The organism is Pseudoclavibacter chungangensis, from assembly GCF_013410545.1.
GTDB classification, from domain to species: Bacteria; Actinomycetota; Actinomycetes; order Actinomycetales; family Microbacteriaceae; genus Pseudoclavibacter; species Pseudoclavibacter chungangensis.
In genome coordinates this window covers 2,045,473-2,062,656 of record NZ_JACCFV010000001.1, presented here as the reverse complement: position 1 = coordinate 2,062,656, position 17,184 = coordinate 2,045,473, and the positions used below count along the sequence as shown (strand labels likewise).

Here is a 17,184-nt window from a genome sequence, read left to right as displayed (position 1 = left end):
GACGACATTGGACCTCATGAACGAGGAACGACGGGACGAGGACTCCGACCCGGTCCTGGGTGCAGATCGATTCGAGGCGGACACGCACGGCTCGTCGGCGGAGGCAGGACGGGGCGTCACCGGACTCGGCGGCTTCGTCGTGCTGTTCATGACGGCGGCCGCGGCACTGGGAACCTCGACGATCTACGTCCTCCAGCCCGCGGTGGGCGACGTCGCCGCATCGATCGGCACAGCGGTCCCCGACATCGGCATCGCACTGGCGTGGGGCCCGATCGGCTACATGATCGGCCTGGCCGTCATCGTTCCGCTGGTCGATCGATGTCTACCTCGCCTGGTGCTCTGCCTCCAGTTCGCGGTGCTCGCATCCGGTCTGATGTTGAGTTCCCTGGTCGTCAGCGCGTCGCAGCTGGCGCTGCTCGTCGCCGTGACCGGTGCGTGTTCGGTGGTCGGCGCGGGCATGACCACGCTCGTCGGACGGCTCGCCGAGCCGCTCCGGCGCGCGACGACCCTCGGGGTGGTCACTGCGGGCATCTCGGTCGGCATCCTCGCGGGGAGGGTCGTCGGCGGATCGCTCGCCGAGGCGCTCGGGTGGGACGTCATGTTGCGCTGCTTCGCCGTGGCCTGCGCCGTGTTCGGGCTCGGCTGCCTGATGCTGATCCCGAAGGCGCCGCGAACCGCGCCCATGACGGGCTACCTCGCAACGCTCCGCTCCGTTCCGGGACTCTTCGTCCGTCATCCGGCGCTCCGCATCGCCGCGATCCGCGGCGCGAGCTGGTTCTTCGCGTTCTGCGCCGTCTGGTCGGGGCTCGCGGTGACGCTCGTCCAGCCCCCGTACGCCGCGACCTCGGAACAGGTCGGGCTGTATGCGCTGGCCGGACTCTCCGGCCTCGTCGCGACGCCGATCGCCGGGCGTCGGACCGACCGGGTCGGTGCCCGCAGGGTCGTCCTCACGGGATTGGTCCTGGCGCTCGCCGCCGTGATCCCGCTCGGGTTCGTCCTCCCCGGCATGGCCGCGACGATGATCTGTCTCGCCGTGTTCGATGCGGGGCTGTTCGCCGCGCAGGTCGCGAATCAGAGCACCGTCCTCGACATCGACCCCGCGGCCCCCGCCCGTTTCAACAGCGGATACATGCTCGCGTACTTCATCGGTGGCAGCCTCGGAACCGCGTTCGGCGCGGCCGGGATCGGGTGGTTCGGCTGGACGCTCACCACGGTGCTGTCCGGTGTCATGGTCGTCCTGGCGATCGCCGTCACCCTGTTGTGGCGAGGCGCACGTCCTGCACCGGAGCTCCGATCGTGACGCGGCGCGCACGCCCGGCGCGCACGCGTGGCTCGGAAGCTCGGTCGGTGTCGACCCGTCCCGACCCGTCCCGACCTGTCCCGACAATGGTCCGATCGCCGACGCCCGGCCGTCCCGGCCTACGCCCGGCGTCGCCCGCTCGATCGCGCGTTCGTCGCGGTGCCCTCGCTCCCGTGCGACTCCCCGGCCGTGTCGGCCTCGAGGTCGTCCGTACCGGGTGCCGACTGCTCGTCGCGGTCCTGCCGCGCGTCGACCCCGATCTGCCGTGAGTCGATCTCGAGTGGGGCGGACGCCGTCTCGTCGGTCCGTCGCGCGTCGAGGTCCGTCCCGCGCGCCGGTGCCGTGTCGGCCGTCGCGCCGGTGTCGTCGGGGACGTCGTGCGCCGTCGCGCCCGGGTCCTGCAGCTCGTGGTGCAGGAGGCGCTGCAGCAGCTTCTTGCCGGCCCAGACCACGACGACGAACACGATGATGATGCCCACGAACACGTAGCCGCCGATGTGCAGGCTGCGGGAGATCTCGTCGTAGCTGAGCGCCGCGGTCGCCGCGACCGACACGTAGACGCTCGACCAGAGCGCGCACGCCGGGAGCGTCCAGGCGATGAACGTGCGGTACGACATCGAACTCATGCCGACCGTGAGCGGAACGAGCGAGTGCAGGACGGGCACGAACCGCGACACGAAGACGGCGACGCCGCCGCGACGCTCGACGAAGCGTTCGGCGATGCGCCATCGGTGCTCACCGAGTCTTCGACCGAGCCGCGAGTCCCTGATGCGTGGGCCGAAGAAGCGTCCGATGAGGAAGCCGATGCTCTCGCCGCACAGCGCGCCGACGATGACGGCGGCGATCATGGAGAGCCACTGGACGGGGCCGACGACGCCCGTCGCGGCGACGAGCACGATCGTGTCGCCGGGCACGACGAGTCCGATGAGGATGCTCGTCTCGAGCAGGATCGCGATCCCGGCGGCGACGGTGCGGACGACCGGGTCGAGGTCGCGGATCGTGCCGAGGATGGTGTCGAGGACGCCGTCGAGCATGCGGTAAGGCTACGCGCGTGGTCCTGGGCCCGATCCGGGTGCGGGGCGGGCGCGTCACGACGGAGTCGAGTGGCGCTCGCATCCGCGGCCCGCGGGCGGCCCGCCGGTCACGTTCCGGCGACGCCCCGCCACCGCTCGTGCGAGTACGCTGGGAAAGTTGCGTCGGCCGTTCCCGTGCCGTCGCCGGGGCGTTGCCGCGAAGGCGTCGCCGAGCCGCCGTCGAAGGATGAACTGCACCGTGACCACCGAGCGTGACGAGAACACCCAGGACTACGACTTCCGCGCCCTGGAGCGGAAGTGGGCACCCGTGTGGGACGAGCTGCGACTCTTCGACTCCTCGGTGCCGGGCGACACGCGCCCGCGCAAGTACGTCCTCGACATGTTCCCCTACCCCTCGGGCGATCTGCACATGGGGCACGCCGAGCAGTACGCGCTCGGCGATGCCGCCGCCCGCTTCTGGCGCCACCGCGGCTTCAACGTGCTGCACCCGATCGGCTGGGACTCGTTCGGCCTGCCGGCCGAGAACGCCGCCATCAAGAACGGTGGCGACCCGCGCGATTGGACCTATGCGAACATCGCGCAGCAGCGCGAGAGCATGCGCCGCTACGGCGTGAGCTTCGACTGGGACCGCGTCATCCACACCTCGGACCCCGAGTACTACCGCTGGAACCAGTGGCTGTTCCTGAAGATGTACGAGGAGGGGCTCGCGTACCGCAAGTTCTCGGACGTGAACTGGTGCCCGAACGACCAGACGGTGCTCGCGAACGAGCAGGTCGTCGACGGCCACTGCGAGCGCTGCGGCGCGGTCGTCACGAAGAAGAAGCTCAATCAGTGGTACTTCAAGATCACGGACTACGCGGACCGTCTGCTCGACGACCTGAACCAGCTCGAGGGCCACTGGCCCGCGAAGGTGCTGACGATGCAGCGCAACTGGATCGGCCGTTCGCTCGGTGCCGATGTCGACTTCGAGATCGAGGGGCGTGACGAGAAGGTCACCGTCTTCACGACGCGACCGGACACGCTGTACGGCGCGACGTTCATGGTCGTCGCGCCCGAGAGCGATCTCGCGGCCGAGCTCGCCGCGGACGCCTCGGCGGCGACGCGGGAGCGTTTCGCGAGCTACCTCGACGAGGTCCGTTCGCTGGATTCGATCGCCCGGCAGTCGACCGAGCGGCCGAAGACGGGGCTGTTCCTCGAGCGCTACGCCGTCAACCCGCTGAACGGTGAGCGCCTGCCCGTGTGGGCCGCGGACTACGTGCTCGCCGACTACGGTCACGGCGCGATCATGGCCGTTCCGGCGCACGATCAGCGCGACCTCGATTTCGCCCGCGCCTTCGACCTGCCGGTGCGCGTCGTCGTCGACACGACCCAGCCCGTCACGGGCGTCATCCCCGTCATCCCCGAGGACGGCTCGCTGCCCGAGTTCGAGGACCTGCACCCCTCGGTCACGGGCGAGGCACTCACGGGGGAGGGACGGCTCACGAACTCGGGACCGCTCGACGGTCTGTCGAAGCGGAACGCGATCACGCGTGCGATCGAGATCCTCGAGGAGCGCGGCACGGGGCGCCCGGCGAAGAACTACCGACTGCGCGACTGGCTCATCTCGCGTCAGCGGTACTGGGGGACGCCGATCCCGATCCTGCACGGCGCCGACGGCGTCGAGGTGCCCGTCCCCGAGGACCAGCTGCCCGTGCTGCTGCCCGATGCGGAGGGCCTCGACCTGCGTCCCCGCGGCACCTCCCCGCTCGGGGGCGACGCGGCGTGGATGGCCGCGACCGACCCGACGACGGGCGCGCCCATGCAGCGCGACGCCGACACGATGGACACGTTCGTCGACTCGTCGTGGTACTTCCTGCGGTTCCTGTCGCCGAAGGACGACACGCAGGCGTTCGACCCGGCCGAGGCCGAGAAGTGGGCCCCCATCGACCAGTACATCGGCGGTGTCGAGCACGCGATCCTGCACCTGCTGTACGCGCGGTTCATCACGAAGGTCCTCTACGACCTCGGCTACGTGACGTTCTCCGAGCCGTTCTCGGCCCTGCTCAACCAGGGCATGGTCATCATGGACGGCACGAAGATGTCGAAGTCCAAGGGCAACGTCGTCAAGCTCTCGGAGGAGCTCGAGACGTACGGCGTCGACGCCGTGCGACTCACGATGATGTTCGCCTCGCCGCCCGAGGACGACGTCGACTGGGCCGACGTGTCGGTCGCGGGGAGCGTGAAGTTCCTCGCGCGCGCGTGGCGCGTCGCGAACGACGTGACGAGCGAGCCGGGTGCCGACGTGCAGCGCGGCGATCTCGCGCTGCGGCGTCAGGTGCACCGCTTCCTCTCGGAGGTCGGGCCCCTCGCGTCGTCGTTCAAGTTCAACGTCGTCATCGCGAAGCTCATGGAGCTCACGAACGCGGTGCGCAAGGCGATCGACTCGGGCCCCGGCGCCGGCGACCCCGCCGTGCGTGAGGCGGCCGAGGCGATCACGGTCGTGCTCGACCTGTTCGCGCCGTACACGGCCGAGGACATGTGGGAGAAGCTCGGCCACGAGCCGGGGGTCGCACTCGTGAAGTGGCCCGAGCCGGTCCCGTCGCTGCTGCGCGAGGAGCAGGCGAAGGCGGTCGTGCAAGTCAACGGCAAGGTCCGCGACGTGCTCCAGGTGTCGCCCTCGATCGGCGACGGGGAGCTCGAGAAGCTCGCGCGCGAGAGCGCGAACGTCGTCCGGGCGATCGGTGACAAGGAGATCGTGAAGGTCATCGTGCGGGCACCCAAGCTCGTGAACTTCGCCGTCAAGGGCTGACGCCGGGCGGGATGTGTCGCCCTTCGAGGCGACTCCCGGTGATCGGCGACGGCCCGGCACGCCCGGAGCCGGGCCCGCTATGGTCGCGGCATGTCGGTGGGAGTGGGGAGCCGGTCGGACGGGCGCGGACGTGTGTTCCTGCTGATCGCCGCCGTCCTCGGCACGCTGCATGCGCTGCCGAGCATCTGGTGGGCAGCGGGCAGCGAGTTCCTGCTCTCGACCGTCGGGACGAGCGCGGTCGAGGCGGCCCGGGCGATGCCGGGAGGCGTGACGCTGCTCCTGAGTGTCGTCGCGACGGTGAAGCTCGCGGCGGCGTGGATTCCCGTGCTTGCCGAACGCGGCCTCCCGTGGCGTCGGTTCTGGCGCGCCCTCTCGTGGCTCGGAGGTGCGGGGCTCGTCGTCTACGGCGTGAGCGGGATCATCCCGAGCGCCGCCGTGCTGCTCGGGTGGATCGTTCCGGACGGGCCCGTCGATCGGGCGGCCCTGCTCGGCCACGCGCTGTTGTGGGATCCGCTCTTCGCGCTCTGGGGCGCGACACTCCTGATCGGCCTCTGGCGTTCGCGGCGCGGTGCGCGCTCCCTGCACCGGGACACCGTCGACGAGCCGCGGTAGTGGCCGCGTCCGTCGACGGAGCGACGTGGTTGCGGTCGACCTGGGGACGGCCGCGTCCTCCACAGCGGAGTCGATCATCGGGGACGTTCGGGCGGGGCGCCTCATAGCGTCGCCGTCGTGATCGGGACGAGAGACGAGACGGGTGGAGCCGCCGCGAGCGGCTCCGAGCGGCGCGGACGCGCGACGGCGGTGCCGTGGAACCGCGCCGAGTCGACGAGCGCGTGGGCGCGTCCGGCGGCGAGTGGACTCGAGCGCCTTCGCGGGGTGACCGGTGCGGGTGACGACGGCCGCGAGCACCGATCGTCGAGCTCGGGCCCCGACGGATCGGCATACAACTCGGCGACGCGGCACCGACCGAGCCGTGATGCATCGGCGCGGGGGCACCACGAACACGACGAACCACCGATCGCGTCCCGTCGGACGGGCCCGCTGTGGTCCGACGAGGCGGCGGAAACGCGTCGGTTCTCGGAGCCGGACGCCCGTCGTGGCGCGTCGAGCACGACGCCCGCTCGGGCGCGACCGGGCGACCGTCGGGCCCTCGACGACGATCCCGACGGGGATCGACTCGACGACGACGTCGCTGACCGACTCGACGACGACGCCGACCTCTGGTATCCCGCCGATCACCTCGACGGCGAGGAGTCCGACGCGTGGCACCACGACGACACGTTCGGACTGGACGAGGACGAGCCCGACGAGGCGTACGACGATCACGACGAACGTCACGGGCACGCGGGCCGCCGTGGCGCTCGGGCACGTGAGCAGGGTTCGCTCGAGCGACGGGTCGACGAACGGAACCTTCGTTCGCTGCTCGGCCCCGACCGGGGGCCGCGATGGCGCGTCGGTGTCGGCGCGGCCGTCGTGCTCGTGCTCGTCGCGCTCGCGGCCACGGTCCTGCTCACGGCGCTCCGCCCCGGGACGACGAGCGTCGTCGAGCCGATGACGACGGCGGCGGGGGAGTCGCCCGTCGAGGCCGCTCCCGCCGACGGCACCGCGAACGCCGAACCGTCGGTGACCGCGAGCGCGAGCCTGATCGTGCACGTCTCCGGCGCCGTGCTCGCACCCGGAGTCCATGAGCTCGCCGACGGTTCGCGCGTCCTCGACGCGGTTCAGGCGGCCGGTGGGTTCGCCGAGGGGGCCGACGAGCAAGCGCTCAACCTGGCCCGTCCGATCGTCGACGGGGAGCAGATCCGCGTGCCGGTGCTCGGGGAGGCAGCGCCGCCGGAGCACGCCGCGCCGGACGGCGCGACCTCGCTCGTGAATCTCAACACGGCGAGCTCGGACGAGCTCCAGGAGCTCCCCGGGGTCGGTGAGGCCATCGCCGGCCGCATCATCGCCTACCGCGAGGAGCACGGCGGATTCACGAGCGTGGACGAACTGCTGCAGGTGTCGGGCATCGGTGAGGCCACGTTCGCGGAACTCGAAGCGCTCGTGACGGTCTGACCGTGCACGCGATGCGGCACGTCGGAGCTCGCGACGAACCCGGTGCGAGGGCGGCGCGCCGACACCTCGCGAACGCGCGTCCGACGTCGGCCGGTACCGGGGACGCGGCGGCGCGACAGCGGCCACGGACGCCCGTGCACGACCTCCGGCTCGTCGCTCCCGCGGTCGCGGCCTGGCTCACGGCGTTCCTCGTGGCAGGTCGATCGGACGCGGCCGGAGCGGCCGCACTCGTCGCGTCTTTCGCGGCGATCGGTTCGAGTGCACTCGTCGTCGTGATGCACGTCCGTCGCGCGGGGCGAGATCGGGACGGAGCGTTCCGTCGAGCGACGAGACGGGCCTCGCCGAACGACGACGGTGCCCGGACGGGCGGGCGTGCGCGGTTCCGTCGCCCGGTGCGGGAGCTCGTGGCCGTGGGCGGTCTCGTGGCCGCCGTCGTCGCGCTCGTGGCCGCGGCGGCGGCCCTCGACGCCGCCCGGACGAGGCCGACCGTGCTGCTCGCGGCCGCGGACGCGGGGACGGTCCGGATCGAGGGGGTCATCACGGGGCTCGTCCCGCCGGCGGCGCTCGACGGGACCGCGGCGGAAGGGGCGTCCGAGGGCGACGGGACACGGCCCCGGGACGAGGCGCGGTTCGAGGTGCGCACCACACGCCTGATCGTCGACGATGTCGCCGTTCCGATCGAGGCACCCGTCCTCGTCTTCGGCACGATCGAGCCGAACGCGGACGGGGGTGCCCCGGGCATCGGCTCGTCCGTCGCGGTCGAGGGACGGCTGCGGGCGACCGATCCCGGCGACGACGTGTCCGCGCTCCTGTTCGCGGACGCGACGGCCTTGGTGCGCGCACCGCCCGGCGGGCTTCTCGCGGGGACGGACACCCTGCGCACCCGGTTCGTCGGGGCCGCGAGTGCACTGCCCGGTGTGGGCGGTGCACTGCTCCCGGGACTCGCGGTCGGCGACACGAGAGGCGTGCCCACGGCACTGGACGCGGACATGAAGACGTCGTCGCTCGCGCATCTCACCGCGGTGTCCGGCTCCAATTGCGCGATCGTCGTCGCCGCGGTCCTGCTCGTCGGCCGCGCGCTCGGGGTACGACGTGGCATCCGTGTCGCGGCGGCTGCCCTCGCGCTCGCGGTGTTCGTATTACTCGTCACGCCGGAGGGCAGTGTCGTGCGGGCGGCGGTCATGGCGTCCGTCGTGCTCGCCGCGGGGTCGTTCGGCCGTCGCCCGGCGGGCGTGCCGCTGCTCGCGCTCGCCGTCATCGTGCTGCTCGCGGTCGATCCGGGGCTCGCTCGTGATGCCGGGTTCGCGCTGTCCGTGTCGGCGACGGCGGGGCTCGTCGTCGTGGCCGGGCCCCTCGCGGAACGGCTCACGCGGGTCGTGCCGCGTCCCGTCGCGGCCGCGATCGCGGTGCCCGTCGCGGCGCAGCTGTGCTGTCAGCCAGTGCTGCTCCTGCTCGAGCCGAGCGTGCCCGTGTACGGGGTCGTCGCGAACCTGCTCGCCGCGCCGGCGGCGCCGATCGCGACCGTGCTCGGCCTGCTCGCGTGCCTCGTCGGGGGTGCGTCGCCGGCCGTGGCGGCACCGGTGCTGTGGCTCGCATGGCTCCCGGCGCAGTGGATTGGCATGGTCGCGACCGCCGTCGCGTCGTGGCCCGGGGCGAGCTGGCCGTGGCTGCCGGGCGTGGCCGGCGCGGTGTCGTTCGCCGCGCTCCTGCTCGGTGTCGCCGCGCTCGTGGGAACGCGGGCGCGGGAGGCACCGCTGCGTCGACTCCGGCTCGCCGTCGGTGGCATCACGGTGCTCGTCCTCGTGCTGTGGAGCGGCCTGTCGCTCGGCGGCGGCCTGCACGAGCGGCTGTCGCGGCCGACGACGTGGCGGTTCGCGGCGTGCGACGTCGGTCAGGGGGATGCCCTGCTCGTCCGGGCGGCCGAGCGCATCGCGCTCATCGACACCGGTGCGGACGACGTGCTGCTCGATCGGTGCCTCGACCTGTTCGGGGTCGATCGGGTCGATCTGCTCGTGCTCTCGCACTTCGATCACGATCATGTCGGCGCCGCGGACTCGCTCGCGGGACGCGTCGCGGAGGTCGCGGTGCCCGATACCCGTGAGGCGGCGAGCGAGGGCATCGTCACACGACTCGCGTCCCACGGCGCGGTGGTCCGGCCGCTCGCCGCGGGTGCGTCGTTCGCGTTCGGCGACACGTCGTGGCGCGTCCTCTGGCCGAAGGCGGAGAGTGGCCCCTCGGCGCGGGAGGGCAACGCGTCGAGTCTCGCGGTGCGGGTCGACCCGACCTCGGCGTGTGTCGCGGACTGCCTGTCGCTCGTCGCGCTCGGCGATCTCGGCGAGCCGCAACAGGACGCCGTCCTGGCCGACTCCGCCGTCGCGCTCGGGGCCGACGTCCTCAAGGTGTCGCATCACGGCTCGGCCGATCAGTCCGCGGCGCTCACGGCGGCGATCGGGGCGACCGTCGGCGTCGTCTCGGCGGGCGCAGGGAACGACTACGGACACCCGACGGACGCCGCGCTCGCGATGCTCGACGCCGCGGGGACGACACCGCTGCGCACCGACCTCCTCGGCACCATCACGATCGGCTCGGCGGGGGAGGGCGGCGAGACGAGTGCGCACGGTGTTCCCGAGCGTGGCGACGGTGCCGCCGCGAGACCACCGGTCGCCGTGTGGAGTGAGCGCGGGATGAGCGAGCGGGGCGCCCGCGTCTCGTGGCGCAGGCGCAGCGCGCACCGGTCCCGTTCGTGTCGCATCGAATGCCACCCGGGTTCCGTGTGCCCGATGGGGTCACGCGCCGATCAGGGGCTCTCGTGGTGCGCGGCGGCGCCCGCCATGAGGGCTGTCCTCCACGCGGTTGTCGGCGTCGATGATCGGCGTCGATCGGGGTGATCACGATGATGCCGCCGGTCGCGGTGGTACGTGCCGCGCGCGTCCGACCGGAGCCGTTGCGCGTGTGCTGACGGGCGGCGGGTGCCCGTCTCAGAGAGGGTGCGCTTCGCGCCGGCGGTGTCGACGTCGTCGGTGGTCGGTCGACACCGGGATGACGGGTGAACGGAATCCGGGCGTCGATGGACGCAGTCGTGCCGAGGTGCTCGTCCCGCTCGCCCCGTGTCGGGGTCAGAGCACGAGGCCGAGGGCGAGGGCGATGACGCCCAGGAGCGGGACGAGTCCTTGCTTGAGCGCGGCGGCGGACTTGTCGGGGCTGGAAAGCAGCAGCACGATCGCAGCGGCGGCCATCGAACCGGCGCCGGCGAACACGAGGGTCGCGCCGATCGCGAGCTGGCCGACGGCGACGAACACGATCCCGAGAACGACGGCGATGGCGAGGAAGAGGTTGTAGAAGCCCTGGTTGAACGCGAGCGCCCTCGTCGCCTCCACCTGCTCGGCCGTGTGTCCGAACGTGGCCCGCGCGCGCGGACCCGCCCAGGCCAACGATTCGAGCACGAAGATGTAGACGTGGACGAGCGCGGCGAGACCCGCGAGGACGAGTCCGGCAATGAGCATGGCGGATTCCTTTCGAGATGCGGTGGTGACCGCATGCAGTTCTGTATCGATCAGTTCAATATATACTGAACCGAACGATACGGAATGGAGGCGCTCGGCATGGTTCGAACCCTGGCCTTCGACCGGGACGAGGTGGTGCGCTCGGCGCTCGAGGTGTTCTGGCGTGACGGCTACGCCGGAGCCTCGCTTCCCACGCTGGAGGGGGCGACCGGGCTGAGTCGGTCGAGCATCTACAACACCTTCGGCTCGAAACGGGGACTCTTCGATGCGGCCGTTCAGAACTATCTGGACGAGGTCGTCCGCCCCCGGTTGCGCCCGCTCCGGTCGGTGACGGTCGACCGAGCAGCGATCCTGGACTACCTCGACGGACTCCGGGCCGTGTTCTCGCGTGCGGTGGGTCCGCCCGGATGCCTCCTCGTCAATGCCGCCGCCACGCCACTCGCCGCTGACGGCGACGTCGCCCGGGTGATCATCGACTACCGCAACGAACTGCACGCCGCGATCGGCAACGGCGTTCGGGCATTCCTCGCCGACGACTCCGCTGCGGACGCGGACCGGCTGACCGATGCCGTGACCGATCTGGTCGTGGCGGCCTTCGCCCTCGTGCGTGTCGCTCCGGACGTCGCGATCCACACACTCGCCACCGCCCACGAGCTCATCACACGAGAACGGCCGGCCTGAGGAGCGCCGAGGCGAGCGGACTCGCCCTTCCTCCGCGTTCCCGTTGAGCGCCGTGGCCCCATCGGAGCGCGCGTCGACCGTCGCGCGACGGCCCGTCGGTCACACGGTTCGGGAGCGTCAGACGGGGGCCACGGCGTCCGCCCGCAGCGCGTCCCCCGTCGCCGTGTCGCCGATACCGTCGACCCGGCCGGCGTACAGCACGCGTCCACCGTGACGACCGGGGCCCGGCCCGAGATCGATGAGCCAGTCCGCGCGACGGATCACGTCGAGGTTGTGCTCGATGACGACGACGGTGTGTCCGTGCTCGACGAGGTCGTCGAGTACGGACACGAGGCGGGCGATGTCGCTCGGGTGGAGACCCGTCGTCGGCTCGTCGAGCACGTAGACGCTCGGCTCGTCGGCATCTCGCAGTTCCTTGGCGATCTTCACGCGCTGTGCCTCGCCGCCCGAGAGCGTATTGAGGGGTTGTCCGAGCGCGAGGTAGCCGAGGCCGACCCGCTCGAGGTGCACGAGTCGCGACCGGATCGCGGGAGCATCGAGTCGCGCGATCGCCTCGGTGATCGAGAGCCGCTCGACGTCGGCGATGGACAGTCCGTCGACGAGGTGCGCACGTGCCTCGTCGTTGAACTGCGTGCCGCCGCAGCTCGGGCAACTCGTCTCCTGCCCGTCCATGAACGCGAGATCGGTGTAGACGACGCCGAGCCCTCGGCACGTCGGCAGCCGCCGTCGCCGTTCGCGCCGAAGAGGCTCTCGGGCGCTCCGGTGCGCGCCGAGAAGTGTTTCCGCAGTGGCTGCGCGATACCGGTGTACGTGATCGGCGTCGATCGACGATTCGCCGAGACCGGACGCTGGTCGATCATGATCGCTCCGCACCGGGCGACGATTTCGGCCGCGAGGCTCGACTTCCCCGAGCCCGCGACCCCCGTGAGCACGGTCAGCACCGTCCGTGGGATCTCCACCGTGATGCCGCGGAGGTTGTTCCTCGTCGCGTTCGCGATCGTCATCGCGCCGGACGGATTCCGGGGCACCGCGGTCGTGGGAAACCGCGAACGGAGCGCACGGCCGGTCGGTCCGTCGGATTCGAGCAGCTCGTCGTAGTTTCCCTGGAAGACGAGGCGGCCGCCGGCGGGACCCGGGCCGGGGCCGATCTCGATGATCTCGTCGGCCCGGGCCATGACCGCGGGATCGTGTTCGACGACGAGGACGGTGTTCCCGCGATCACGGAGACGGACGAGCAGGTCGACCATGGCGTCGACGTCGTGGGGGTGGAGGCCGACGGTCGGTTCGTCGAATACGTAGAGCATCTCGATCAGACTCGAACCGAGGTGTTTGACCGCCTTGATGCGTTGCGATTCACCGCCGGAGAGCGACGAGGTCGCGCGGGCGAGATGCAGGTACCCGAGTCCGATGGCGTTCATGGCGTCGAGTCGCGCGAGGAGTGCCTCGACGACGCTGCGCACCTGCGGTCGGTCGATCCGTTCGACGACGTCTCGGAGTTCGGTGATCTCGAGGTGCGCGAGATCCCCGATCGTGTGCCCGTTCACCGTGGCGTTCCGGGCGGCCTCGTTCAGCCGTTCACCGAGGCAGTCGGGGCACCTCGTCGTGTGGGTGAAGGCGGCGATCGTCTTCTGCTTGCGCTCGGAGAGGTCGTCGGCGGTTCGCAGGTAGATGCGTTCGAAGCGTTCGACGACACCCTCGTAGTCCTTGGGGACCTCGACGCCCAGCGCGTTCACGTACTCCCCACCGTGGAGCAGTGCGTCGAGGTGCGCCCGTGGCCAGGTGCGCAACGGCGTCGTGACGTCGAAGACGCCGATGTCGGCGTACTTCCGGTACCAGTACCGCCCCTCGCCGAACCCCGGCAACAGGATCGCGCCCTCGTCGAGCCGACGATCGAGGTCGAGGAACGTGCCCACATCCGGTGCGACGACATCACCGATGCCCGAGCAGCTCGGGCACATGCCCGATGGGTCGTTGAAGGAGAACGCCGTCGACTCGCCGACGTACGGCTCGCTGAGTCGCGAGAACAGGAGACGCAGGTAGGTCCACGCATCGGTGATCGTGCCGACGGTCGAACGGGCGTTCCCCCCGAGCCGCCGCTGGTCGATGACGATGACGGGGGAGAGCCCGTCGATGCTGCCGACATCGGGCCGGGTCCACTTCGGCAAGCGGTTGCGGGTGAACGGCGGGTAGGTCTCGTTGAGCTCGGCGCCGGCCTCGGCCGCGATCGTGTCGAACACGAGCGAGGACTTCCCGGAGCCCGAGACACCGGCGACGACGACGAGCCGGTTCCGGCGGATGTCGACATTGAGTCGGTCGAGGTTGTTGGTCACGGCGTGACGCACACGAATGGTCGATTCGGTCATGGTCCCGACGCTATGCGGGGATCCGGCCGGATCCTGGCCGGATTCGATGGGAGCATGGCGTGCATGGCCGATGTCACGAGGCGGATGCTCGATCTGCTCGCCCTTCTGCAGACCAAGCGGCGGTTCACGGGGGCCGAACTCGTCGAACGGCTGGGCGTGAGCGAGCGCACGGTGCGGCGCGACATCGACCGACTCCGCGCGTACGGCTATCCCGTCGCCGCCACGCCCGGGCCGGGCGGTCACTACGGGCTCGCCGCGGGACGGGCCATTCCTCCGCTGATGTTCGACGAGGACGAGGTCGTCGCGATCATGCTCGTGCTCGCGGCGAGCGCGAGCGCCGATTCGGGGGGACCCGGGAGCATCGGCGAGGCGATGACGAGGGCCTATGGGAAGCTCGATCAGGTGCTTCCGCCGCGCCTGGCGACGCGCGCCGCCACGGTGCGGGGCGGGGTCGAGGTCGAGCCGTTCCGGGCACCGACCGTCGACATCTCGGACGTCATGCGGATCGCCACCGCCGTCCACGAACACCGGGAGATCGAGTTCGACTATCGCCGTGGTGATCGGGAGTCGCACCGGCGGGTCGAACCGCACGCGCAGGTGCACCACCTGCTGCGCTGGTATCTCGTCGCGTGGGATTCGGACCGGGACGACTGGCGGGTGTTCCGCACGGACCGCGTGACCGGGTTGTTCGTGCGCACGACCGAGTTCCGCCCGCGCCCGATGCCGAGCGAGACGGCCCTCGATCTCGTGAGAGCGGGCACGAAGCGCTCGACCCGCGAAGCCGTCGTCACGGTCGAGGCTCCCGTCGACCATGTCGTCGCGGCCCTGGCCTTCGAGTCGATCGACGTCGAGGCGGTCCACGAGGGCCGCACCCGTGTGACGCTGCGATGCGAGTCCTGGCAGTGGCTCCTGTTCCACCTCAGCAGGCTCGAGTGCGCCTTCACCGTCGACGAACCCGCGTCATGGCGCGAGGCCGTGGCGAGCTTCGCGGCATCGGCCGCCGTGGCGACGACCGATCGGGGCGGCGACGGGACCCCCGGCAGGACGGCCGGCGCGTCCCGTCACGACCCGGTCGAGAACGTCGAGGCCACGTGCGGTGACGCGGGCGGCCGATGACCGGCACGCCGCGCGCGGGTCGCCCGCTCGCGCTCGGTCGGCACCGGATCCACCCGGGCGCCGGCCCGACGATCGACGCTGTCGTCGGCATCGAGCAATTGCGCCAGGGCGGTCAGCTGGGGGCTCGTGCAGTCGCCGCGCCAGACGAGACCGAGCTGGCTTGTGCCTTCGAGCCCACGGACGGGAACGAAGCGAAGGTCCGTTCGTGACTGGTGCTCGGCCAAGGGGCGACACGTGAGCAGTGCCTGTCGCCCGGAGGCCGCGAGTGCCAGGCCCTCCTGGATGGAGGTGATCCCGATGGTGGAGTGGATCGTCGCGCCGCGAGGTGTTGCCGGTGGGGTGCGGGCGGCCTTCCAGTAGTCCGGGGCCTCCCCGATCCGGTGCAGCAGATCGAGACCCGCGAGTTCCTCGACGTCGAGTGCGTCCCGAGCCGCGAGGGGATGGTCGCTCGCGACCGCCACGAGTTGATCCTGGGGTGGGAAGCGGTAGCCGACGACCAGCTCGGGTTCGTGGACGGGAAGCTCGGCGATCACGGCATCGACCTCGCCGTCGAGCACGGCGGCGAAGGGGGAGCCGAGCGGGAGGTCGTGGGTGCGCACCGCGATCCCGTGCGCTTCGTACAGGGCGCGGAAGACGCCCGTGATCTCTTCGCAGATCACGCCGGTGAACCCGATCCGCAGCTCTTCGACCGCTCCGCGCAGCGCGCGTTCGCGTGCGCGGGTGAACGTCCGCATGAGCGAACGGTAGGCAGGACGGACCTCGTCCACGAATTGCGCACCGACCCGGGTGAGGGCGACGCGGCGGCTCGTGCGCTCGACCAATCGCGCCCCCACACGCGCTTCGAGATCGGCGACGAGCTGGCTGACGCGGGACTGCGAGTACCCCAGACACTCGGCGGTGCGACCGAAGTGGAGCTCGTCGGCGAGTGTGATCAGGCACTCGATCTGTTGGATGTTCGCCTGATGCATCGTCGGGTACTCGCCGCCCATGCGTGTGAGCGTACACGTCGATCGATCAGTCGTGCTCATCGATCGATGAGCAGATCGCTGTTGTTCCGAGCGCTGTCGGGCGATGGGCTTGGATCCATGACCTCAGCTGATTCCCGTTCTGCCTCGATCCACGAGAACCGGACGACCCCGCGGCAGTGGCTGGCCGTGGGTGTCGTCACGCTGGCGACGTTCATCGTGGTCACCTCGGAGATGCTGCCGGTCGGGGTCCTCACGCCGATGGCCGACGGCCTCGGGATCTCCGCCGGGGCGGCGGGGACGAGCCTGACCGTCACGGGGCTCGCCTCCGCCGTCACCGCCCCGGTCGCGCCGCGCTTCCTCGGGGACCTCGATCGCCGGACGGTGCTCGCGGCCGCCATGCTCGTCCTCGCCCTCGGGAACGTGCTGACCATGATCGCGGGCGGGTTCGGTGTGCTCGTGGTCTCCCGAGTCGTCCTCGGCATCGGCATGGGTGTCGTGTGGGGCCTGGCGTCGGCCGTCGCCATCCGCCTCGTCGCGCCGCGTGATGCCGCCCTCGCCGTCTCGTTCGCCGTCAGCGGCGTGGCGTCCGCTTCGGTGCTTGGCGTGCCGCTGGGCACCTTCGTGGGCAACGCGTTCGGCTGGCGGGTGGCCTTCGGTTCGCTCGCCGCGCTGGCGCTCGCGGTCGCGTTCGCGATGCTGTTCGGGTTGCCGAAGCTGCGTCGACCGGCCGGCGACGGTGCATCGCATGCGATTTCCGCGAGCCGGCCGCTCCTGCGTCCGGCCGTGGTCACGGGCCTCGTCGTCGTGGTGCTGCTGGTGACGGCGCACTTCGCCGCCTACACCTATGTGCGCCCCGTGCTCGAGAGCCGGACCGACCTCTCGGCCGACGCCATCGCGCTGCTCCTGTTGCTCTACGGCGTGTTCGGGCTCGCCGGGAACTTCGTCGCCGGTGCCGCCGCGGGTCGCCGTCCCCGACACACCGTACTCCTGCTCGCCGCCGGGATCACCGTCGCGATCGCGATCCTCGCCGGATTCGGCGGTGTGCTCGCGGCCGTCGCGGCCATCGCGCTCTGGGGCGTCGCCTGCGGCGGACTGTCGGTCGGGGCGCAATTGTGGATGAGAGCGGCCGCACCGGACCGGGTGGAGCAAATCACCGGGCTGTACGTGGGCGTCTTCACGGGGTCCATCGCGCTCGGCGCGGCCTGCGGCGGCTTCGTGGTCGAGGCCGCCGGTGTCCTCCCGATGCTGTGGGTCGCGGCCGCACTCGCGGGGGCCTCCCTCCTCGTCGGGCTCCTCCGGCCGGGCCCCACGCGCGACCCCGTGGGACCGGATGCTCGTTGACCAGCGACCAGCGACCAGCGACCAGCGACCGCTGT

Annotated in this window: 13 protein-coding genes; 8 read left to right on the top strand and 5 right to left on the bottom strand. The window is 71.2% G+C overall.

Features of this window, described 5'->3' with window-relative positions; genetic code table 11:
- Window positions 1-16: 16 nt before the first annotated feature.
- The gene (locus HNR16_RS09220; RefSeq protein ID WP_158040834.1) at window positions 17-1,300 is read left to right on the top strand and encodes an MFS transporter; all 1,284 of its coding nucleotides are present in this window, start codon (window positions 17-19) and stop codon (window positions 1,298-1,300) included.
- Between the two features lie 119 nt (window positions 1,301-1,419).
- On the opposite strand, the gene HNR16_RS09215 is transcribed toward HNR16_RS09220, so the two are convergent.
- Window positions 1,420-2,334 carry a DedA family protein gene (locus tag HNR16_RS09215; protein ID WP_158040833.1) on the bottom strand — a complete coding sequence of 305 codons (915 nt, stop codon included), beginning with the start codon at window positions 2,332-2,334 and terminating at the stop codon, window positions 1,420-1,422.
- Window positions 2,335-2,560: 226 nt separating this feature from the next.
- Here HNR16_RS09215 and leuS point away from each other — a divergent pair, with 226 nt between their 5' ends.
- From leuS to HNR16_RS09195, 4 genes are all read left to right on the top strand, one after another.
- Window positions 2,561-5,122: a leucine--tRNA ligase gene (gene leuS / locus HNR16_RS09210; protein ID WP_158040832.1), complete on the top strand. Its 2,562-nt coding sequence runs from the start codon at window positions 2,561-2,563 to the stop codon at window positions 5,120-5,122.
- 90 nt (window positions 5,123-5,212) lie between these two features.
- Window positions 5,213-5,734, top strand: coding sequence for a DUF3995 domain-containing protein (locus HNR16_RS09205; protein ID WP_158040831.1), 522 nt, complete (start codon window positions 5,213-5,215; stop codon window positions 5,732-5,734).
- Between the two features lie 117 nt (window positions 5,735-5,851).
- Complete coding sequence (locus HNR16_RS18805) at window positions 5,852-7,177, top strand: helix-hairpin-helix domain-containing protein (RefSeq protein WP_225737879.1); 1,326 nt, start codon at window positions 5,852-5,854, stop codon at window positions 7,175-7,177.
- Between the two features lie 11 nt (window positions 7,178-7,188).
- Window positions 7,189-10,065 carry a ComEC/Rec2 family competence protein gene (locus HNR16_RS09195; protein WP_158040830.1) on the top strand — a complete coding sequence of 959 codons (2,877 nt, stop codon included), beginning with the start codon at window positions 7,189-7,191 and terminating at the stop codon, window positions 10,063-10,065.
- Between the two features lie 228 nt (window positions 10,066-10,293).
- Here the strand turns inward: HNR16_RS09195 and HNR16_RS09190 are convergent, their stop codons facing one another.
- Window positions 10,294-10,680: a DUF1304 domain-containing protein gene (locus HNR16_RS09190; protein WP_158040829.1), complete on the bottom strand. Its 387-nt coding sequence runs from the start codon at window positions 10,678-10,680 to the stop codon at window positions 10,294-10,296.
- A 99-nt stretch (window positions 10,681-10,779) separates the two neighbouring features.
- Here HNR16_RS09190 and HNR16_RS09185 point away from each other — a divergent pair, with 99 nt between their 5' ends.
- The gene (locus tag HNR16_RS09185; RefSeq protein WP_158040828.1) at window positions 10,780-11,361 is read left to right on the top strand and encodes a TetR/AcrR family transcriptional regulator; all 582 of its coding nucleotides are present in this window, start codon (window positions 10,780-10,782) and stop codon (window positions 11,359-11,361) included.
- 117 nt (window positions 11,362-11,478) lie between these two features.
- Here the strand turns inward: HNR16_RS09185 and HNR16_RS17850 are convergent, their stop codons facing one another.
- The gene (locus tag HNR16_RS17850; protein WP_218868420.1) at window positions 11,479-11,790 is read right to left on the bottom strand and encodes a hypothetical protein; all 312 of its coding nucleotides are present in this window, start codon (window positions 11,788-11,790) and stop codon (window positions 11,479-11,481) included.
- Complete coding sequence (locus HNR16_RS09180; protein ID WP_218868419.1) at window positions 11,787-13,724, bottom strand: excinuclease ABC subunit UvrA; 1,938 nt, start codon at window positions 13,722-13,724, stop codon at window positions 11,787-11,789. Before HNR16_RS09180 ends, HNR16_RS17850 begins: the two co-directional genes overlap by 4 nt.
- Window positions 13,725-13,787: 63 nt before the next feature.
- Here HNR16_RS09180 and HNR16_RS09175 point away from each other — a divergent pair, with 63 nt between their 5' ends.
- Window positions 13,788-14,840, top strand: coding sequence for a helix-turn-helix transcriptional regulator (locus HNR16_RS09175; protein ID WP_158040827.1), 1,053 nt, complete (start codon window positions 13,788-13,790; stop codon window positions 14,838-14,840).
- Here HNR16_RS09175 and HNR16_RS09170 read toward each other — a convergent pair.
- Complete coding sequence (locus HNR16_RS09170) at window positions 14,786-15,829, bottom strand: LysR family transcriptional regulator (RefSeq protein WP_218868418.1); 1,044 nt, start codon at window positions 15,827-15,829, stop codon at window positions 14,786-14,788. The genes HNR16_RS09175 and HNR16_RS09170 overlap by 55 nt on opposite strands.
- Before the next feature lie 96 nt (window positions 15,830-15,925).
- On the opposite strand from HNR16_RS09170, the gene HNR16_RS09165 reads away from it, so the two are divergent.
- Window positions 15,926-17,149 carry an MFS transporter gene (locus tag HNR16_RS09165; protein WP_158040826.1) on the top strand — a complete coding sequence of 408 codons (1,224 nt, stop codon included), beginning with the start codon at window positions 15,926-15,928 and terminating at the stop codon, window positions 17,147-17,149.
- The last annotated feature ends 35 nt before the right edge of the window (window positions 17,150-17,184 follow it).